Annotated in this window: 16 protein-coding genes; 7 read left to right on the forward strand and 9 right to left on the reverse strand. The window is 75.0% G+C overall.

Annotated features, from left to right (window positions below; genetic code table 11):
• Positions 1-27 precede the first annotated feature (27 nt).
• Positions 28-2,718: a helix-turn-helix transcriptional regulator gene (locus ACZ6CZ_RS14305; protein WP_469020514.1), complete on the reverse strand. Its 2,691-nt coding sequence runs from the start codon at positions 2,716-2,718 to the stop codon at positions 28-30.
• A gap of 285 nt (positions 2,719-3,003) precedes the next feature.
• Between ACZ6CZ_RS14305 and ACZ6CZ_RS14310 the strand changes: the two genes are divergently transcribed.
• Positions 3,004-5,220: an FUSC family protein gene (locus ACZ6CZ_RS14310; protein ID WP_469019549.1), complete on the forward strand. Its 2,217-nt coding sequence runs from the start codon at positions 3,004-3,006 to the stop codon at positions 5,218-5,220.
• Between the two features lie 153 nt (positions 5,221-5,373).
• Here ACZ6CZ_RS14310 and paaE read toward each other — a convergent pair whose 3' ends face one another.
• From paaE to paaA, 5 genes are read right to left on the reverse strand one after another with little or no spacing between them, the layout of a single operon-like run.
• Entirely contained in the window at positions 5,374-6,492 is a 1,119-nt protein-coding gene (gene paaE, locus ACZ6CZ_RS14315; protein ID WP_469019551.1) for a 1,2-phenylacetyl-CoA epoxidase subunit PaaE, read from the reverse strand.
• Positions 6,492-7,007 carry a 1,2-phenylacetyl-CoA epoxidase subunit PaaD gene (gene paaD / locus ACZ6CZ_RS14320; RefSeq protein ID WP_469019555.1) on the reverse strand — a complete coding sequence of 172 codons (516 nt, stop codon included), beginning with the start codon at positions 7,005-7,007 and terminating at the stop codon, positions 6,492-6,494. The genes paaE and paaD overlap by 1 nt, the downstream gene beginning before the upstream one ends.
• A complete protein-coding gene (paaC, locus tag ACZ6CZ_RS14325) occupies positions 7,001-7,834 on the reverse strand; it encodes a 1,2-phenylacetyl-CoA epoxidase subunit PaaC (protein WP_469019558.1) in 834 nt (277 codons plus the stop codon). Before paaC ends, paaD begins: the two co-directional genes overlap by 7 nt.
• A 9-nt stretch (positions 7,835-7,843) precedes the next feature.
• On the reverse strand, positions 7,844-8,146 hold the full coding sequence (paaB, locus tag ACZ6CZ_RS14330) for a 1,2-phenylacetyl-CoA epoxidase subunit PaaB (RefSeq protein WP_469019562.1): 303 nt from the start codon (positions 8,144-8,146) through the stop codon (positions 7,844-7,846).
• Positions 8,143-9,129 carry a 1,2-phenylacetyl-CoA epoxidase subunit PaaA gene (paaA, locus tag ACZ6CZ_RS14335; protein ID WP_469019565.1) on the reverse strand — a complete coding sequence of 329 codons (987 nt, stop codon included), beginning with the start codon at positions 9,127-9,129 and terminating at the stop codon, positions 8,143-8,145. Before paaA ends, paaB begins: the two co-directional genes overlap by 4 nt.
• Positions 9,130-9,380: 251 nt before the next feature.
• Here paaA and paaI point away from each other — a divergent pair, with 251 nt between their 5' ends.
• Both paaI and paaK read left to right on the forward strand, forming a co-directional pair.
• The gene (paaI, locus tag ACZ6CZ_RS14340) at positions 9,381-9,770 is read left to right on the forward strand and encodes a hydroxyphenylacetyl-CoA thioesterase PaaI (protein WP_469020516.1); all 390 of its coding nucleotides are present in this window, start codon (positions 9,381-9,383) and stop codon (positions 9,768-9,770) included.
• Positions 9,767-11,110: a phenylacetate--CoA ligase PaaK gene (paaK, locus tag ACZ6CZ_RS14345; RefSeq protein WP_469019567.1), complete on the forward strand. Its 1,344-nt coding sequence runs from the start codon at positions 9,767-9,769 to the stop codon at positions 11,108-11,110. Before paaI ends, paaK begins: the two co-directional genes overlap by 4 nt.
• Here the strand turns inward: paaK and ACZ6CZ_RS14350 are convergent.
• Positions 11,088-11,945: an oxygenase MpaB family protein gene (locus ACZ6CZ_RS14350; RefSeq protein WP_469019569.1), complete on the reverse strand. Its 858-nt coding sequence runs from the start codon at positions 11,943-11,945 to the stop codon at positions 11,088-11,090. The two genes, paaK and ACZ6CZ_RS14350, sit on opposite strands and share 23 nt — an antisense overlap.
• A gap of 136 nt (positions 11,946-12,081) precedes the next feature.
• The gene (locus ACZ6CZ_RS14355; protein WP_469019571.1) at positions 12,082-12,915 is read right to left on the reverse strand and encodes a helix-turn-helix transcriptional regulator; all 834 of its coding nucleotides are present in this window, start codon (positions 12,913-12,915) and stop codon (positions 12,082-12,084) included.
• A gap of 104 nt (positions 12,916-13,019) precedes the next feature.
• Between ACZ6CZ_RS14355 and ACZ6CZ_RS14360 the strand changes: the two genes are divergently transcribed.
• The 4 genes from ACZ6CZ_RS14360 to ACZ6CZ_RS14375 all read left to right on the forward strand — a co-directional run bounded on the left by ACZ6CZ_RS14360 (position 13,020) and on the right by ACZ6CZ_RS14375 (position 18,387).
• Positions 13,020-14,237 (forward strand): MFS transporter, encoded by a 1,218-nt coding sequence (locus ACZ6CZ_RS14360; protein ID WP_469019573.1) that lies wholly within the window; start codon positions 13,020-13,022, stop codon positions 14,235-14,237.
• A gap of 436 nt (positions 14,238-14,673) precedes the next feature.
• Positions 14,674-16,035: a bifunctional o-acetylhomoserine/o-acetylserine sulfhydrylase gene (locus ACZ6CZ_RS14365; protein ID WP_469019575.1), complete on the forward strand. Its 1,362-nt coding sequence runs from the start codon at positions 14,674-14,676 to the stop codon at positions 16,033-16,035.
• 5 nt (positions 16,036-16,040) lie between these two features.
• Positions 16,041-17,186 carry a homoserine O-acetyltransferase MetX gene (metX, locus tag ACZ6CZ_RS14370; protein WP_469019577.1) on the forward strand — a complete coding sequence of 382 codons (1,146 nt, stop codon included), beginning with the start codon at positions 16,041-16,043 and terminating at the stop codon, positions 17,184-17,186.
• A 121-nt stretch (positions 17,187-17,307) separates the two neighbouring features.
• A complete protein-coding gene (locus ACZ6CZ_RS14375) occupies positions 17,308-18,387 on the forward strand; it encodes an LLM class flavin-dependent oxidoreductase (RefSeq protein WP_469019580.1) in 1,080 nt (359 codons plus the stop codon).
• A 69-nt stretch (positions 18,388-18,456) separates the two neighbouring features.
• Here ACZ6CZ_RS14375 and ACZ6CZ_RS14380 read toward each other — a convergent pair whose 3' ends face one another.
• Entirely contained in the window at positions 18,457-19,878 is a 1,422-nt protein-coding gene (locus ACZ6CZ_RS14380) for a non-reducing end alpha-L-arabinofuranosidase family hydrolase (RefSeq protein ID WP_469019582.1), read from the reverse strand.
• Positions 19,879-20,117: the final 239 nt, after the last annotated feature.

The following is a 20,117-nucleotide window of genomic DNA, read 5'->3' on the forward strand; positions in this document are numbered from 1 at the left end:
CGCCGTCCGGCCGGCGGCGTCGGGCCGTCACAGCAGGTGCAGCTCCCGGGCACGGTGCACCGCGTCGTGGCGGCGGTTGACCGCGAGCTTGCGGTAGACGCTCTTGAGGTGCGTCTTGACGGTGTTGACCGACACGTACAGATCGGCGGCGATCTCCTCCGTCGACATCATCTCGGCCAGCCTGCGCAGCACGTCGCGTTCGCGGGCGCTCAGCTCCTCCACGACCGGCGGCGCACCCCGGTCCGCGGGGCCGGTGAGATCGCGGTGCCGGGCGGCGCCGGGGGTGAGCCAGCCCTCGGCCAGCCCTCGCAGCGGCGCCGCGTCCAGCAGCGGCGCGAGCCACGGCCCGGCCTCACGGAAGGGGCGCCGCAGCCGCTCGCGGCGGGCCTCGGTGAGTGCCCGCGCCACCACCCGGCGGGCGGTGGCGAGGTCCCCGGCCTGCGCGGCGGCCTGCCCGCGCACCAGCGACGCCCGGACGGTCACCGCGGGACCCGCACCGGCTCCGCGGCGCAGCGCGTCGAGCAGGTCGAGGGCGGCCGCGGGGCGGCCGGCGGCGAGCTGCGCGCGGGCCGCGCCGACCGTGCACACCGCCTGCTCGCCGTCCACGTCCAGCAGGACCTTGACGGCCGCCTCCGGCCGGCCCTCGGCCAGGTGCGCGGCGGAGGCCACCAGCGCCGCGTGCCCCTCCGCCCAGGGCGAGGCGACGTCGGCGGCGACGTCGGGCTCGACCGCAGCGAGCGCTCCCCGGGTGTCACCGCGGGCCAGCCGCAGCCGGGCGACGGTGAGGGCCCGTGCCGCTTCCCGCACCGGGTCGCGCAGCGTGTGCCGGGCGCCGGCGGCCGCGTCGAGGAGGGTCTGGGCCTCGGCGAGCTGGTCACGCTCGACGGCGACGGCCGCCAGGACCAGCAGGGCGAGGCCGGACCCGGCGTCCTTCGGCAGGCCGAACCGCTGGGCCTCGGACATCGCCGCCAGGGCCGTGCGCTCGGCCCGGCCGAGGCGGCCGTCGAGGTGGTCGATCAGGGCCAGGTGGCCCAGCGACTCCATGCGCGCCAGTGCCGTCGCGGCTCCCGCCGGGCGGCCGGTCACCGCGGTCAGCGCGGCCCGGGCGTCCGCCGGCCGGCCGGCCCACAGCCGGGTGGCGCCGAGGTGGGTCAGCAGCAGGGCGGTGAGTTCGGGGTGTTCGTCCAGGAGGCGGGCGGGCAGGTGCGCGCGCAGTCTCCCGGCCGCCTCGGCGGCCTGCTCGGCCCGGCCCGGCGAGCCGGTCAGCCGGGCCGCCAGCGCCTCCAGCAGGGCGCAGCTCAGCCGGGCCGCCGCCGCTCCGGGCGCGTCGTCGTCCGCCGGTGCCGCCTCCCGCGCCAGGCTCCGCTCCGCGCGGCGCAGCTGGGCCAGGCCGCGCTCCACGTCGCACTCGGACAGCGCCCGGGCCGCCCGGACCAGGTCCGTGGCCGGGCCGTGCGCCTCGGGGCCCATCCGGGAGAACAGCCCGCCCAGCTCGTCGCTTGTCAGGCCGGTGAACAGCCGGCCGATGGCCAGGTCGTCGACGAGCACGCGCGCCGTGAACGCCCAGTCGCCCGCGGCCGCCGCGTGCCCGAGCGTCTCCGCGAGGCCCCCGGAGTCCCGCAGCCAGCGCGCGGCCCGGCGGTGGAGTTCGGGTTCCAGCCCCGTGCGGCGCACCCGCAGATGCGCGTGCAGGATCTCCCGGAACAGCGGGTGGAGCCGGTACCAGAAGTGCCCGAGGTGCTCGACGAACGCGTTCTCCCGGTGCAGTCCGGCCAGGATGGCCCCGGCGTCCGCGCGCCCGGTCAGGGCGTCCGCCAGCTCGGGGCAGAACCGGTCCAGGACGCTGACCCGCAGCAGCAGGTCCTGGGTCTCGGCGGTCTGCCGCTTGAGCACTTCGGCCAGCAGGAAGTCCGCGACCGTGGTGCGGTCGGCCTCGAAATCCGCGAGGAACCTCTCCGGGTCGGGGCTGTCCAGGGCGGCCAGCGCGGACAGGCGCAGCCCCGCGGCCCAGCCCCGGGTGCGTTCCACGAGGGCGTCGGTCACCCGCGGCGGCAGGCGCAGCCCGTGCAGGGCCAGCAGCGCGGCGGCCTCCTCGGGCGTGAAGGCCAGCTCCGCGTCGCGGATCTCGGTCAGCTCGCCCGCCGCCCGGTGGCGGTGCAGCGGCAGCAGCGGCTCGGTGCGGGTGACCAGGATCAGGCGCAGGCCGCCGCCGGCGTGGCGCAGGAGGAACTCCAGCTGCTCCGCCGCCTCCGGATCGGTCACCCGCTCGTACTCGTCGAGCACCACGATCACGGGCCGTTCGAGGGCGGCGAGTTCGGCGGCGAGCCGGGCCGGCAGCGTGGGCTGCACCCGGGTCGCGTCGGCCGGGGAGCCGACGGTGGCGGGGACCGGGACGCCGGCGGCGCGCAGGGCCTGGAGCAGGTACGCCCAGAACATGCCGCAGCCCTGGTTCGCCTCGTCCGTGGTGAGCCAGGCGACGGGCCGGTCGCGTGCCGTGGCCCAGTCGGCGACCAGCAGGGTCTTGCCGGCGCCCGCCGCTCCGCTGACCACGGTCAGCGGGGTGTCGAGGGCGTGGTCGAGGTGGCGGGCCAGCCGCTCACGCGGCAGATAGGTCACCGGGCGCGCCGGCACGGCGAACCGCGTCCGCAGGAACGGCTCCCCGCAGGGGTCCGCGCCCGGCCCGGGTGACCCCGGACCGCTCTCCTCCAGCCCGGCCATGGCGCTCACCGCCCTTGTGGATCAGGTCATGAGCAGCGCTCGCTCCCTGCCAGCTTCCCAGTGTTCCCCGCACCGCGCTCGCCGCCCGGCCCCGCGTGCTCCTGCCCGCCGCCGGGTCGGTGTGTCCCCGGCTCCCGGGCCAGGAGGTGGTGACGGCGGTCCCCCGGGGCGCCGGCCCCGGTACGGCCGGGGCGGGCCGTCCTCGCGCTGCTCCGGCCGGCGCCGGAGCCGACAATGGACGTACGGCGGGGAAGCGCCCGGGGGGCGCCGGGAAAGGAGCGGCCCATGCCGAAGCGGCTCCTGTCGCCGCGCCGGGTGCGGGCGGCGCGGCAGGCCGTCCGCGTCAGCGCCGCCGCCGCGGTGGGCTTCTACTGCGCCCTGTACCTGCTGCACCAGCCGGTGGTCGCGCTGTACGCCCTCTTCGCGCCCATCGCGTTCGGGGTCCTCTCCCCGCTGCCCGGCGGGGCCGCGGTGCGGGCCCGGACCGTCCTCCTCGTGCTGCCGGCGGCGCTGGCGCTGACCGCCCTGGGCACCGCGCTCGCGGTGACGACCGGCGCGGCGGTGGCGGGCACGCTGCTGGTCGCCCTGGTCGTGTCCTTCGGCGCGTCCTGCGGACCGGCGCCGGCCGGGGTGGTCCCCGGGCTGCTGCTGTTCTACGTCCTGTCCTGCTTCCCGCCCTACGTCCCCGACACCCTGCCGCAGCGCCTCGGCGGCCTGACCGCCGGCCTGGTGCTGCTGGCCCTGTGCGAGGTGACGCTGCTGCCGGCCCCGCCGGACCCGTCCTACCGGGGACGGGTGGCCGACGCGCTGGACCTCGCGGGCGCGGCGGCGCTCGGTGTGGCGCGGGGCCGCGGTCCCGACCCCGGGCGGGCCCGGCGGCTGCGCGCGGCCGGCGGGGAGCTGCGGCTGTCGCGGCAGCCGCCGGGGGCCCGTCCGACCGGGCCGGACCGGACCGACCGCGCGCTGGCGCAGGCCGGTTCGGCGACCCGGCGGGTGCTGGACCAGCTGGCCGGGCTCACCGGGGCGGCGCCGCCCGCCGCGGGCCGTGCCCCGGCCGCCGAGGAGCTGCTGCGGGGCGTCGCGGCCCAATGCGCGGCCACGGCGGGCGCCCTGCGCGGCCGCCGGGCGGTGCCGGGTCCCGAGGCGCTGGAGGAGATGGTCGCCCACTTCCTCGCCGTCCGCGGGCACCGGACGGACCTGCGTGATCCGCCGTCGGCGGACCTGCTGCGGTTCGGATCGGCCGTGCTGGTCACGGCGGCGTCGGCGGTGACCGCGCAGGCCGCGGTGGCCGTGGCGGTGGGCGGGCGGCGCGACGCGCCGGGGCTGCCGCCGGAGCAGTTCTGGTACGCGCGGCTGCCGGCCGTCCGGCTGTGGCGGGTGCGGCTGACCGGGAACCTCACGCCGCGCTCGGTCGTCCTGCAGAACGCCGTACGGACGGCGACGGGCCTCGGGGCGGCCCGGCTGGTGGCGGGGCTGCTCGATCTGACGCACGGCTTCTGGGTGCTGCTGGCGGTGCTGACCCTGGGGCGCACCACCGCCGGGGCGACGTGGTCCACGGTGCGGTCGGCGGCCGTCGGCACGCTGGCGGGCGCGCTGGCCGCCGGGGCGCTGCTGTTCGAGGTGGGCGGCGCCACGGGCGTCTACGCGGCGCTCCTGGTCCCGGCGATGCTGCTGGCCTTCACCGTGGGCCCGGTCGCGGGGCCCGCCTGGGCGCAGGGCCTGTTCACGATGGTCGTGTCGACCGCGTTCAGCCAGCTCGCCCCGGTCACCTGGCGGCTCGCGGAGGCCCGTCTGATCGATGTGCTGACGGGGTGCGCGATCGGGCTGCTGTGCGGACTGCTCGCCTGGCCGGCGGGCGCCCGCCGGGAGGTGCGGCGGAGCATGGCGGAGCTGCTGTGCTCGGCGGCGCCGCTGGTGGAGGCCACCACGGCCGCCGTGGTCGCCCCCGGCGGGCGGGGGCCGGGACAGCGGCCGTACCCGCAGGCGCTGTGGCGGACGCTGCACCGGCTGCGTATCGCGGAGGCCGCCTACACGCAGTACCGCACCGAGGGCGGCGGGCACCCCGCGGACGACGGCCCCGACTGGCACGCGGCGCTCAACTGCGCCGCCCACGTCCTGGTCGGCGCGCACTGGCTGCCGCGTCAGAGCCTGCTGCCGGCGCCGCCCGACGCGTCGCGCTGGGCGCAGGAGTCGGCGGCGGACGTGGCCACGGGGATGATCCGCGCGGCCGGTCTTCCGCCCGGCGGGGTCCGGGTGCTGCCGCCCGCGCTGCCCGCGGCGGTCGCCTCCTCGGTGCCCCCGCAGGTGCTGCCGGGCCTGGTGGACGCCCACGCCTGGCTCCGCAGTCTCGCGGCGGACCTCGCGGCGATCGGCGCGGTACATCCGGTGCGCGCGCCCGACGGGTGGGAGGAGCCCGGGGCGGCCGGGGTGCCCGTGGTGCGGGAGGTCGCCGGGGGCGCGGAGACCCGGGGGCACCGGGCGGTGGGGCGGTCGGCGCGGTAGCGGCGGACCGCCCCGAAGCGCCTCGGGCCGCGGGGACGCGGCGGCCGCTTCGGCCGGGCCGGGCGGGCGCCGGCGTCCGGGGCGCCCGCTCCCGCCGGCCGAGGACGGGCCCGCCGGTCGGGGTCGGGCCCGTCGCTCGGCTGTCGATGTCGCTCAGCTGTCGAAGTCGACGGTCAGGGTGTCGGAGACGGGGAAGCTCTGGCAGGTCAGCACATAGCCCGCGTCCACTTCCGCGGACTCCAGCGCGTAGTTGCGGCGCATGTCCGCCTCGCCGTCGGTGATCCGGGCCCGGCAGGTGCCGCAGACGCCGCCCTTGCAGGCGAAGGGCAGGTCGGGGCGGACGCGCGAGGCGGAGTCCAGCAGCGTGGACTCCCGGGGCAGAACGGAGGTCGTCGAACGGCCGTCCAGCACCACGGTGACCTGGCTGACCGGCCCGTCGGCCGGGGCCTCCTCCGGCCGTACGGCGGCCACCGGTTCCTCGCCGGCGAAGAACAGCTCCTGATGGACCCGGTCCGGGGGCACGCCCAGTCCGGCCAGCACCCGCTGGGCGTCCACGACCATGCCGTGCGGGCCGCACAGCCACCAGTGACCGGCGCCGCGCACGTCCACCAGCGCGTCGACGAGGGCGGCCAGCCGGCCGGCGTCCAGGCGTCCGGTCAGCAGCTCGGCCTCGCGCGGCTCCCGGGACAGCACGTGCGCGAGCTGGAACCGGGCCGGATACAGGTCCTTCAGGTCCGCCAGTTCGTCGGCGAACATCACCGAGCCGGTACGGCGGTTGCCGTAGAAGAGGGTGACGCGGGAGCGTTCGTCGGCGGCCAGGACCGACTCGGCGATGGAGAGCATCGGGGTGATGCCGGAGCCGGCCGCGATCAGCACGTGGTGCGCGGGGGTGGTCAGGTCGGGGGTGAAGGCGCCGGTCGGGGCCATCACCTCGACGCTGTCGCCGGGCCGGACCTCGTGCACCAGCCAGGAGGAGAACAGGCCGCCGGGCACCGCCCGCACGCCGATCCGGAGCCGGGAGCCCACCGGGGAGCAGATCGAGTACGAGCGCCGCTCGTCCCGTCCGTCCACCCGGCGCCGCAGGGTGAGCGACTGGCCGGGTGCGAACGCGAACTCCCGCGCCAGATCGCCGGGGACGTCGAAGCTCACCGCGACGGCGTCCTCGCACAGCCGCTCGACCGCCGCCACCCGCAGAGTGTGGAAGGCCGGGCGGCGCCGCGCGCGCCGCACCGGGGCGGGAGCGGCGGGGCCGGGGGCCAGCACGTCCTCCATCAGATCTCCTTGAGGTACTCGAACGGTTCGCGGCAGGCGCGGCAGCGCCACAGGGCCTTGCAGGAGGTGGCGCCGAAGCGGGAGGTCTCCTCGGTGTCCGCCGCGCCGCAGCGCGGGCACGGCACCACGCGCCGGATGCCGGACAGCACCAGCGGCACGGGTCCGGGGGCCGGGCGCGGCGCCGGTCCGGGCGGGGCGATGCCGTGCTCGGCGAGTTTGCGGCGGCCCTCGGCGGTGATCCAGTCGGTGGTCCACGGCGGGTCCAGCACCGTGCGCACCCGCACCTCGGGGAATCCGGCGTCCGTCAGCCGCGCGGCCACCGCGGCCCGCATCTCGGACATGGCCGGGCAGCCGGAGTAGGTCGGCGTGAGGTCCGCGACCACCGTGCCGTCGGCCGTCACCGTCACCTCCCGCAGCACTCCGAGGTCGGCGAGGGTGAGCATGGGCAGCTCCGGGTCGGGCACCTGCGCGGCGATCCGCCGGGCGCGCCGGACGTCGGCGAGGGCGGTCACCATGTCGCCTCCGGGTGGGCGCGGGCCAGGCCCTGCAGCTCCGCCAGCAGCGGGGCGAGGTGCTCGGTGTGGTGGCCGTCGCGGCCACGGCCGGCGGCCGGCGGGGGCACGTCCGGCAGCGGCAGGCCGGCCGCGCCGGTGACCTGCCGCAGCACCGCGAGGACCTCCTCCCGCGCGTCGTGGGCCGCGAACAGCTCCCCGAGGTGGGGGACGACCTGCTCGAGACCGGCGCTCATCCGGCGGTGGGACTCCTCGGTGCCGTCACCGAGCCGGACGACCCACTCGGCCGCGTACTGCCGGTGGTACGTCAGTTCCTTCACGCCCTTGGCCGCCACGGCCGACAGCACCGGGTCGGCGCCCGTGGCGAGCCGCTCGAAGTGGGCCAGCCGCCAGGAGGCGAACACCAGCAGCCGGGCGAGGGAGAACGCGAAGTCCCCGTTGGGCAGCTCGGCCAGCCTGACGTTGCGGAACTCGGCGGGGTCGCGGAAGTAGGCGTAGGCGTCCTCACCGCGGCCGGTGCCGTCGACCTGGCCGCAGCGGGCGTACAGCAGGCGGGCCTGGCCGAGCAGGTCGAGCCCGATGTTGGCCAGCGCGACCTCCTCCTCCAGCTCCGGCGCGCGCGTGGTCCACTCGGCCAGGCGCTGGGCGGACACCAGGGCGTCGTCGGCGAGCGCCAGGCAGCAGTCCGTCAGCGCGGTCCGGTCGACGTCCTCGGGGACGGCCGTGGACACGCCGTACAGGGGGTCCTCGAAGCCGGTGCCGAAGGCCCAGCGGGCGTCGCCGTCCTCGTGTCCCTCGGCCAGGGACAGGTAGACGTGATCGTCGCTCATGGCCTGCTCCTAGATGTGCGGGACGTCGTCGGGGATGTCGTAGAAGGTGGGGTGGCGGTAGACCTTGTCCGCGCTCGGGTCGAAGAAGGGGTCCTTCTCGTCGCGGCTGGAGGCGGTGATGTGCTCGGAGCGCACCACCCAGATGCTCACGCCCTCGTTGCGCCGCGTGTACAGGTCGCGGGCGTGGGTGAGGGCCATGCGCTCGTCGGCGGCGTGCAGGGAGCCGACGTGGACGTGGTTGAGGCCGCGCTTGCCGCGTACGAAGACCTCGTACAGCGGCCAGTCGCCCCTCGTCGCCTGCGTGTCGCTCATGCCGCTCCCTCCGTCGTCCGGGCGGCCTGCTTGGCGGCGTGCGCGGCGGCCGCCTCGCGCACCCAGGCGCCCTCCTCGTGCGCGGCCCGGCGCCGCGCCACCCGTTCGGCGTTGCACTGCCCGCCGCCACTGATGACCCGTTTCAGCTCGGCCCAGTCGGGGGTGCCGAAGTCGTACCGGCCGCGCTCCTCGTTCCAGCGCAGCTCGGGGTCGGGCAGGGTGACGCCGAGCTTCTCGGCCTGCGGCACGGTCATGTCGACGAACCGCCGGCGCAGCTCGTCGTTGCTGTGCCGCTTGATCTTCCAGGCCATGGACTGCGCCGAGTTGGGCGAGTCGTCGTCGGGCGGCCCGAACATCATCAGCGACGGCCACCACCAGCGGTCCACCGCGTCCTGGACCATCTCGCGCTGGGCCGCGGTGCCGCGCATCATCGTCATCAGCAGTTCGTAGCCCTGCCGCTGGTGGAAGGACTCCTCCTTGCAGATGCGGACCATGGCGCGCGCGTAGGGGCCGTAGGAGCTGCGGCACAGGGGGACCTGGTTGCAGATGGCGGCGCCGTCCACGAACCAGCCGATGACGCCGACGTCGGCGAAGGTCGGGGTGGGGTAGTTGAAGATCGACGAGTACTTCTGGCGCCCCTCGATCAGCCGCTGGGTGAGGTCGGCGCGGTCCGCGCCCAGGGTCTCGGCCGCCGAGTACAGGTACAGCCCGTGGCCGGCCTCGTCCTGGACCTTGGCGAACAGGATCGCCTTGCGGCGCAGCGACGGCGCGCGGGTGATCCACTCGCCCTCCGGCTGCATGCCGATGATCTCGGAGTGGGCGTGCTGGGCCACCTGGCGGATCAGCGTCCGGCGGTAGCCCTCCGGCATCCAGTCGCGCGGCTCCACGCGCTGGTCGCGCGCGATGGTCTCGTCGAAGTGCCGCTGGAGTCCGGGCGGCGCCTCGTCCGCCGCCGGCGGCGAGCCGGCCTGCCGTGCAGTCATCCCTACCACCAATCCCAACCGACCGTTCGTTCGGTACATGATAGGGCGACACCCACCGGTTCCGGCAAGTGCCGGGGCCCGGCGACTTCCGTGCGCGCTCACCTCTTGACAGGCGACGGACCGGCTTGGTTACTTGGCCGTGCCGCACGCTAACCGAATGTTCGGTCGGGAGACAAGGTGGTGGAGAGGTGACGGAAGCCGGAGAGGTGGCGCGAGCCGCGCACCCGGCGGCCCCGGGGCCGGCGGCGCGCATGTTCGCTGCGGACCGGGCCTCCCGGCTGCTCGGCGTCGAGCTGCTGGAGCAGGGCGAGGGAAACGCCGTCGCGCGCATGACGGTGACGCCCTCGATGGTCAACGGCCACGGGATCGCGCACGGCGGGTTCGTGTTCCTGCTCGCCGACACCGCCTTCGCCTGCGCCTGCAACAGCCACGGCCCCGTCACCGTCGCCGCCGGCGCGGACATCACCTTCGTCGCCCCCGCGCGCGAGGGCGACGTCCTGGTGGCCACCGCCCGGGAGGTCACCCGCTTCGGCCGCAGCGGCCTCTACGACGTGCGCGTCACGCGCGGCGACGCGGTGATCGCGGAGTTCCGCGGCCGCAGCCGCAGCCGCCGCGGCACGGAACCCGAGGAGCCCCGATGACCAGCGAACCGATCACACCGGCGGCCCCCCGGCGCCGCGGCGAGCCGCTTCCGGCGGACCTGCTGGACGACGCCGAGCGGATGCCGCGGCAAGAGGTGCTCGACCTCCAGCTGCGCCGCCTGCGGCAGACCCTCGCGCACGCCTACGCCAACGTGGAGCTGTACCGCAGGAAGTTCGACGCGGCCGGCGTGACGCCCGGCGACTGCCGCTCACTGACGGACCTGGCGCGGTTCCCCTTCACCACCAAGGCCGACCTGCGCGAGACGTACCCCTTCGGGATGTTCGCCGTCCCGATGTCCGACGTGCGGCGCCTGCACGCCTCCAGCGGCACCACCGGGCGCCCGACGGTGGTCGGCTACACCGAGAACGACCTGTCGGTCTGGGCCGACCTGGTCGCCCGCTCGATCCGGGCCGCCGGCGGCCGCCCCGGCCAGCGGGTCCACATCAGCTACGGCTACGGCCTGTTCACCGGCGGGCTCGGCGCGCACTACGGCGCCGAGCGGGCCGGCTGCACGGTGATCCCGGCCTCGGGTGGCATGACCGCCCGCCAGGTGCAGATCATCCGGGACTTCGAGCCCGACATCATCATGGTCACGCCCTCCTACCTGCTCACCCTGCTCGACGAGTTCGAGCGGCAGGGCGTCGATCCCCGCTCGACCTCGCTGCGGACCGGCATCTTCGGCGCCGAACCGTGGACCGAGGAGATGCGCCGCGAGATCGAGGAGCGGATGGACATCGACGCCGTCGACATCTACGGGCTCTCCGAGGTGATGGGCCCGGGCGTCGCCCAGGAGTGCGTGGAGACCAAGGACGGGCTGCACGTGTGGGAGGACCACTTCTGCCCGGAGATCGTCGACCCGCTCACCGACGGCGTCCTCGCCGACGGCGAGAGCGGCGAGCTGGTGCTCACCTCGCTCACCAAGGAAGCGCTGCCCGTCATCCGCTACCGCACCCGGGACCTGACCCGGCTGCTGCCCGGCACGGCCCGGCCGGGCTTCCGCCGCATCGAGAAGATCACCGGCCGCTGCGACGACATGATCATCCTGCGCGGGGTGAACGTGTTCCCCACGCAGATCGAGGAGATCGTGCTGCGCACCCCCGGCGTCGCCCCGCACTTCCAGATCCTGCTCGACCGGCGGGGCCGGATGGACCACATGACCGTGCGCGTGGAGGCGGACCGCGGCGCCGGGCCCGAGCAGCGCGACGCGGCGGCCCGGTCGGTCGCCCAGGGGGTCAAGGACGGCGTCGGGGTGAGCGTGGACGTGGTCGTCGTGGAGCCCGGGACACTGGAGCGCTCCCTCGGCAAGATCCGCCGGGTCAAGGACCTGCGGGGCGCGTGAGGGAACGGGCCGCCCGGCGGGCCTCGCGCGCGGTGGGCAGATAGCGCAGCCGCTCGGGCAGCCGCGGGACGACGGTGCGCACCACGGCGCCGAAGAGGCGCAGCCGCCGCTCGTCCCGGCGGGTCCAGGCCAGGCCGAGGCGGTCGCGGACGACGGGCGGGAGCAGCCCGGTCGTGACGAACACGTGCAGCCGGGCCAGCGGCGGGCGCAGCACGGGCCACAGGGCGCGCAGCGGCCGGCCGGCGCCGGGCGGCGGCGGCAACGGCCGGCGTGGATCGAGCAGCTCCCGGGCGACGGCCGTCATCTCCAGCTCCTGGCGGACCATCGTGTCGAAGTAGGCCCAGTACTCCTCGGGCGTGGCGGGCATGTCGCGCCGGCGGATGCCGAGGATGTCGCCGAGCCGCAGCAGCTCGTCGTAGAGGCGGCGTTCCTCCTGCTCGTCGAAGGGGCGGGAGAGGTAGCGGGCGGCGGTGAGGAAGGCGGGGTAGGCGGTGGCGTGCACCCACGCGTACGGGGCGGGGGCCAGCGCGTGGTAGGCGCGGCCGCGGGTGTCGGTGCCGCTGACGGTCCGGTGCAGTGTGCGCAGCCTGCGGCCCTCCTCGACGGCCCGGGGGCCGCCGTAGACCCACAACTGGAGGGAGTCCAGCGAGCGCTCGGCCCGGCCCCAGGGGTCGGTGCGGAACACCGAGTGCGCGTCGACGCCGGCGCCGACGGCCGGGTGGGCGACCTGGAGCACGAGGGCGGGCGGCAGCGACAGCAGCAGGCGTACGTCGCCCGCGATGTCCCACAGGAGGGAGCCCGGGGCGAACGGGACGGGTGCCGGCCTGGTTCCCATACGACCACGCTCCCAGCGGTTGCTCGGCTGCCCCGGCGATGCGCACGGCCACGGCACCGTCACCTTCCAGCCTCACCCCGTCCCGGCCGGGACGGAAGCGCGGGGCGGGGTGGAGGCCGGGGCGCGGTGGAAGCCCCTACGGCAGGGCCGCCTGCGGGGACTCGGCGACCAGCCGGGCCAGCGCCCGCTCGTCCGCCTCGGACGCGGGCATGAACACCACCAGGTGCTGGCCCGGCGCCTCCGCCACGTCCAGCTTGGCGTAGTCCAGGTCCAGCCGCCCGGTCGCCGGATGGCTGAAGCGCTTCATGGTCGGCCGGAACGCCCGCACCGGATGCTCCGACCACAGCGCGCGGAACTGGCTGCTGGACCTGGTCAGGGTGTCGATGAGCGCGGTGGTCCGCGGGTCGTCGGGGTGGCGGCCGACGGCGATGCGGAACTGGCCGAGGATGTCGCGCACCTCGTGCTGCCAGTCGACGAGCAGCGACTGCATCTGCGGGCGGGTGAACAGCAGCCAGATGCTGTTGCGTTCCTCCGGCGGCAGCTGTTCCAGGCCGCCCACCAGGGACGCGTAGGCGCGGTTGGCGGCCAGCACGTCCCAGCGGTCGTTGATCACGTGCGCCGGGTTGGGGTCGAGGGTCGCCACCAGTTTGCGGAGGGTCGGGTTCACCGCCGCCGGCTGCGCGGGCTCGGCGGGCAGCGCCGTCTCCGCGAGGGTGAACAGGTGCCGGCGTTCGGCCGGGGTGAGCCGGAGCGTCTGGGCGAGGGCGTCGAGGACCTGCCGGCTGACCCGGATGTCGCGGCCCTGCTCCAGCCAGGTGTACCAGGTCAGGCTGACGCCGGAGAGCTGGGCGACCTCCTCGCGGCGCAGTCCGGGGGTGCGGCGGCGCGGGCCCGGGTTCAGTCCCAGCTCCGCCGGGGAGAGCGCCTCCCGCCGGGATCTCAGGAACGCCGCCAGAAGCTCTCGCTGCATGCCGGCCACCCAACCATCCCCCTCACGGCCGTGTCCTGGTGGTCATTACACCAGCATGACTGGCCCTCTGTACCCCCCTCGCGCGCGGGGCCACCCTCGTTCGTATGACCACCGAATCGACCACCACGGGGGCGAACAGCCCCACCGCGGTACCGGCGTCCTCGCCCTCCTGGGGACGGCCCGTCGCCGTACTCGCCCTCGGCTCCTTCGCCATGGGCACGGACTCCTTCGTGCTGGCGGGCATCCTCCCCCAGATCGCCGGCGGGCTGCACGTCTCCACCGGCGCCGCCGGACAGACCATCACCGCGTTCGCCCTGACCTACGGCCTGGCGGCACCGTTCCTGGCCGTACTGACCAGCCGGCTGCCCCGCAAGCCCCTGCTGGCGGTCGCGCTCGCCCTGTTCGTCCTCGCCAACCTCGCCTCCGCCGCCGCGCCGAACCTGTCCTTACTCCTGGCTGCGCGGGTCGTCGCGGGTGTCGGCGCGGCCCTGTACACGCCGAACGCCTCCGCCGCGGCGGCCGCGCTCGCCGGACCCGCCGCCCGGGGCCGCGCGCTGTCGGTGATCCTCGGCGGCCTGACCGTCGGCACCGTCTTCGGCGTCCCCGTGGGCACGGCCATCGGCCAGCACGTCTCCTGGGAGGCGAGTCTCGTCTTCGTGGCCGCCGTCGGTGCGCCGGCGCTGCTCGGCGTCCTGCTGGTGCTGCCGGCCCTGCCGATCCCGCCGGCCGTCCCCATGGCGCAGCGGTTCGCGGTCCTGGCCGACCGCCGGGTCCTGGTCATGGCCCTGTTCATGCTGCTGGTCAGCGGCGCCGGCATCATGGTCTACACCTACACCGCGACCGTGCTCGCGCAGATCGCCGGCATCCACGGCACCGCCCTCGCGGCCGCGCTGCTCGCCTGGGGCGTCGGCGGCATCTTCGGCTCCTTCGGCAGCGGTCACCTCACCGACCGGCTGGGCGCGGCCCGCACCCTCACCTGCGCCGTGGCCCTCCTCGTCGTCACCCTCGCTCTGCTGACGGTCTGCACCTCCATCGTGCCGGTGATCGTCGTCATGGTGCTCAACGGCGCCGCCGGCTGGGCGGTGGCCACCCCGAACAACCACCGGCTGACCGCGCTGGTGCCGACGCTGCCCAGTGTCGTCATCTCCTTCAACTCCTCCGGCATCTACCTCGGCCAGGCGCTCGGCGCCGCCCTCGGCGGCATCCTGGTCGACCACGACGTCACCGCCCGCGCCCTGTGCCTGACCGGCGTCGGCATCGCCGTGGTGGCCGGCGTCGTGCACGCGCTGATCCCGCGGCCGGCCCCGGAGTCCCACAGCTGACCCGCCGAGGCCGGCGCCCCGCCCGCGGTCCCCAAGCCGTCGGCCGTCCGCAGCAGTCGATGAACCGAAGGCGGTAAGGCTGGTGCGCCGCCGCCTCCGTGTGGTTACCTGGCTCCATGACCGTGCTCGTGACCCGCCGCCACGTTGACTACGTGCGTGTCACCACCACGTGTTGTCCGGCCGTCAGCTGAGCCCCGACTCCGGCTGCTGACCAGCCCTTTCCTCACCGCGCCGCGCTGACGGCCGCCCTTGTGCGGCCCGGCCTCGCGGTGCCGCGCCTCCCGCGCGCCCGGCCTCCCCGTGCCCGCGCCGCGCACCACCCCGCCTCACCGTCTGCCCGCCTCCCGGCATCTGCGCGATGCCGCTGCCCGGCGGCGCCGTTCGTCCGCACTCCGGGTTTTCCGTACTCCGGCTTTCCGCACAAGGGAGCACCACCATGAGCCAGCCCGTCGACTCCGTCACCGCCGGACACACCCCCGAGGACGAGCCCGCCGGTCCCGACACGTCCGCGTGGTCCTTCGAGACCAAGCAGATCCACGCCGGCGCCGTGCCCGACCCGACGACCGGTGCCCGGGCCACGCCCATCTACCAGACGACGTCGTTCGTGTTCCGCGACACCCAGCACGCCGCCGACCTGTTCGCGCTGGCCGAGCCCGGCAACATCTACACCCGCATCCACAACCCCACCCAGGACGTCTTCGAGCAGCGCGTCGCGGCGCTCGAAGGGGGCGTCGCGGCGGTGGCGCTGTCCTCCGGGCAGGCGGCGGAGACCCTGGCGATCCTGACCCTGGCGAGCGCCGGCGACCACATCGTCTCCAGCACCTCCCTGTACGGCGGCACGTACAACCTGTTCCGGCACACGCTGCCGAAGTTCGGCATCGAGGTGTCGTTCGTGGACGATCCGGACGACGCGGAGGCCTGGCGGGCGGCGATCCGGCCGAACACCAAGGCCCTGTTCGCGGAAACCCTCGGCAACCCGCGCGGCAACGTCCTGGACGTGCGGGCGGTCGCGGACGTGGCGCACGCGGCCGGGCTGCCGCTGATCGTGGACAACACGGTGCCGACCCCCTATCTGCTGCGGCCCCTGGAGCACGGGGCGGACGTCGTGGTCCACTCGGCGACCAAGTTCCTCGGCGGGCACGGCACGGCCATCGCGGGCGTGGTCGTCGACGGCGGCACCTTCGACTTCGGGGCGCACGCCGAGCGGTTCCCGGACTTCAGCGAGCCCGACCCCAGCTATCACGGGCTGCGGTACTGGCCCGCGCTCGGCCCGGGCGCGTTCGCCGTGAAGCTCCGGGTACAGCTGCTGCGCGACCTGGGACCGGCCCTCTCCCCGCACTCCGCCTTCCTGCTGCTGCAAGGGGTGGAGACGCTCAGCCTGCGGATCGAACGCCACTCCGCCAACGCCCAGGCCCTGGCCGAATGGCTGGAACAGCGCGACGAGGTCGCCGCCGTGCACTACCCGGGGCTGGCGAGCAGCAGGTGGTACGAGGCGGGGCGGAAGTACCTGCCCCGGGGCGCGGGCGCCGTGGTCTCCTTCGAACTGCGGGACGGTGTCGAGGCCGGCAAGCGGTTCGTGGACGCGGTGGAGCTGTTCAGCCACCTCGCCAACATCGGTGACGTGCGCAGCCTCATCATCCACCCGGCGTCCACGACCCACAGCCAGCTCGACGAGGAGCAGCTCGCGGCCACCGGCGCCTCCCCGGGCCTGGTGCGCCTGTCCGTCGGCATCGAGAACCTCGCGGACCTCAAGGCCGACCTGGAGGCGGGGTTCCGCGCGGCGAAGGGCGCGTCCTGAACACCGTGCTCACGCCCGCCGAGGTCCCCCTCCCGCCGGCCTCCGGGGCCTGGCGGGAGGGGGACCCGCCGGGGCGCCGCCAGTGGTACGAGCACCCCGGGCCGCTCGCGCTGGAGGCGGGCGGTGAACTCCCCGGTGTGCGGCTCGCGTTCGAGACGTGGGGGCGGCTCGCACCCGACCGGTCCAACGCGGTGCTGGTGCTGCACGCCCTGACCGGTGACAGTCACGTCGCCGGCCCCGCCGGACCCGGCCACCCCACCCCCGGCTGGTGGGACGGGCTGGTCGGCGCGGGGCGCGCGCTCGACACGGACCGCTGGTTCGTCGTGGCTCCGAACGTGCTCGGCGGCTGCCAGGGGAGCACCGGCCCGTCGTCCCGCGCACCCGGCGGACGCCGCTGGGGCGGCGCCTTCCCGTTCCTGACCCAGCGTGACCAGGTGGCGGTGGAGGCCGGCCTGGCCGACGCGCTCGGCATCGAGCACTGGGCGCTGGTCGCCGGCGGGTCGATGGGCGGCATGCGCGCACTGGAATGGGCCGTGTCGCGTCCCGAGCGGACCCGGGCGCTGCTGCTGCTCGCCACGACGGCCGCGGCGAGCGCGGAACAGATCGCCTGGGCCGACGTCCAGCAGCACGCCATCCGCAGCGACCCGCACTGGCGCGGCGGCGACTATCACGACGCCGGTCCCGGGCACGGCCCGCACGCGGGACTCGGCCTGGCCCGCCGCCTCGCCCACGTCACCTACCGCAGCGAACCGGAGCTGCGGGCCCGCTTCGGCCGCGCGCCGCAGGGCCCGCAGAACCCCCTCGACGGCGGCCGCTACCAGGTCGAGTCCTACCTCGACCACCACGCCGGCAAGCTGGTGCGCCGCTTCGACGCGGGCAGTTACGTGACGCTGACCCGCGCCATGAACAGCCACGACATCGGGCGCGGCCGCGGCGGCAGCGGCGCCGCACTGAGACGGGTGACGGCCAGGACGCTGGTCGCGGGGGTCGACTCCGACCGCCTCTACCCCCTGTACCAGCAGGCCGAGCTGGCGGCCGGCATCCCCGCGGCGGACGGGCTCCGCGTGATCACGTCCCCCCACGGCCACGACGGCTTCCTCCTCGAAGTGGAGCAGGTCGCCGCGCTGGTGGGCGAACTGCTGGAGACGTGATCCCGGTGCGCCTGCCGGCCGACCGAAGACGACCTCCGGCCCGCCCGGCTGCCCGCCGTGACCGGCCGGGCAGGCGGGGACGCCGGCCCACCCAGCAGCGACAGCAGCGACGGGACGCACGATGAGCCTCGAATTCCTCTGGTACATCCCCAACACGGTCGAGCCGGGACACCGCGGCGACGACACCACCACCGGCTGGGGGTCGGTCGAGTACTCGACCGGCCTCGCCCTGAGCGCGGAGCGGCACGGCTGGGGCGGCGCCCTGCTCGGCACCGGCTGGGGGCGCCCGGACACGTTCACCGTCGCCGCCGCGCTGGCGGCCCGGACCACGACGTTCAAGCCGCTGATCGCGGTCCGCCCCGGTTACTGGCAGCCGGCCCACTTCGCGAGCGCGGCGGCGACACTGGACCAGCTCAGCCGCGGACGCGTCCTGGTGAACATCGTCACCGGGCTGGACGACCCGGCGGCGTACGGGGACACGACCACCGACCCGGCGCGGCGGTACGCCCGTACCGAGGAGTTCCTGCGTCTGGTGCGGCGGCTGTGGACGGAGGAGGACGTCACCTTTCACGGCGAGCACTTCCGGGTGACCGGCTCCACGGTCGCGCCGCGTCCGTACGTCACCGGCGCCCGCACGCATCCCACGCTCTACTTCGGCGGCGCGTCCGAGGCCGCCGAGCGGGTGTCGGCCGCCGAGGCCGACGTCCAGCTGTTCTGGGGCGAGCCACTGGAGGGGCTCGCCGAGCGCATCGACCGCCTCAGGACGCTGAGCCGGCAGGTGGAGCGGCGGCACGAGCCGCTGGAGTTCGGACTGCGGATCACCACCGTGGTGCGGGACACCACCGAGGAGGCGTGGCGCGCGGCCGAGGAGCGGGTCGCGAAGATGGCGGCCGGCGCCGGCGGCGAGGGTGCCACCTGGTCGGCGGACCGCGGCACGGCCGTGGGACAGCGGCGGCTGCTGGAACTCGCCGAGCGCGGGGAGGTGCTCGACACCTGCCTGTACACCACCCCGGGCAGGTTCGGCGGTGGCGGAGCGGCGACCACCTGGCTGGTGGGCTCCGCCGACGACGTCGCCGCCGCCCTGCGCGCCTACCGCGCGCTCGGCATCACGCACTTCGTCCTGTCCGACACCCCGTACAAGGAGGAGATCGGCCGCATCGGCGACCAGTTGCTCCCCAGGGTGCTGGACCCGGCGGCCTGACGGGCGCACCGGCCACCCCCTCGGCGGAGCGGGCGGCCGGTGCGCGGCCGGCTCAGTGCTGCGGCCGGTTCAGTGCTGCAGGGTGAGGACGCCCGGACGCCACGGCAGCTGGTCGTAACTGCCGCTGGCGTTCGGGGACTTGCCCTGGTAGAGGAATTGCAGGTTGCAGGGGTCGACGGTCATGGTCTGGTCGGGGTTGTTGCGGACCAGGTCACCGTGGCTGATGTCGTTGGTCCAGGTGGCGCCGCTGTTGGCCTTGCCCGCGAAGGGGTTGCTCTCGCTGGCGGCCTGCGGGGTCCACGAACCGCTCAGGCTGGACGCGGTGAACGAGCGGAAGTAGCGCCCGTTCGCGCCCATCGCCTCGACGATCATCAGGTACTGGTTCTGGCCCTGCACCTTGTAGACCTGCACCGCCTCGAACAGGTTGTTCGTCGTGTCGCTCATGACCGTCGTGTACGACGAGCCGAAATTGCCGGGGAAGTTGCCGATCGGCATGCTCGCCCGGTAGATCTTGCCGTTGTCCCCGGCGAAGAAGAGGTACATGTTCTGGCCGTCGCCGATCAGGGTCTGGTCGATCGGGCCGGTGCCGGAGCCGGAGATGGAACCGGTGAACAGCGGCTGCGGCGCGGACCAGCCGTTGGGGTTGGTGGGGTCGCTCGACGTGCGGTAGCTGAAGGCCGTCGAACCCCACTGGTAGGCCAGCACCCAGATGTTCTTGGGCGCGAAGTAGAACAGCGTGGGCGCCACGGCGCTCTGGCTCATCCCGGTCTGTCCGGCCGACGCCATGTCCGACCAGTTCGTGAAGGGTGCGAACGCCATGGAGCCGTACGACGAGCCCGAGACGTTCGAGGCGTAGACCAGGTGCTTGCCGTTGTAGACCACGTCGGTGTAGTCCTTCAGCGCCACCCACCCGTGCGCGGGCTGCGCCAGCACACCCGTGGAGGTCCACCGGTACGTCGAGGGAAGGGCGCAGGTGCCGCCGCCCCCGGTGCCCGACAGGCCGCTCCACTTCTGGTTGCTGCCGCCGTTGCACGTCCAGATCTCCACCGCCGTGCCGTTGGCGGTGCCGGAGCCCGTCACGTCCAGGCACAGCCCGGACTCCACGGCGACGATCGTGCCGTCGGAGTTCACCCGCCACTGCTGGTTCGCACCGCCGCTGCAGGTCCAGGTCTGCACCCGGGTGCCGGCCGTGGTGGCGTGGCCCGGGACGTCCAGGCACTTGTTGCCGGACACCGTCAGCTGGTTGCTGTCGGTCAGCGTCCACTGCTGGTTGGTCCCGCCCGAGCAGTCCCAGATCTGCAGGTACGTGCCGTCGGTCTGGCCGGCGTTCGGCACATCGAGACACCGGCCGGAACCGGCACCGCGCAAGGCGCCGCTGGTGGCCGCCTGGGCGGGGCCGGCGACGAGCGTCGCCGCCAGCGCGACCAGGACGGTGACGGCAGCGGCGAGCACCGTGGACAGACGTCCGCGGCTGGAACTTCGTCGGCGCATGGGGACCTCGTCATCCTCGAGTGGGTGGATGTTCGATATCACGAACGTGGGTCGAGCTGTCGAGCACTCGGGATGATTGGGGAGGCGTTCGGCGGTGTCAATGAGTTGCGCATGATTCGCTACACACGGCGAAACATTCGGTGGCGTCGAGCGAACGATCCCCGAGCCCGCCGAACCGCCTTTCCCGCGAGCTGGCATGGTGGCCGCGCGCATAGCCAACGGCCGAACTATGGTGCTCC

The organism is Streptomyces sp. NPDC041135, assembly GCF_055592085.1.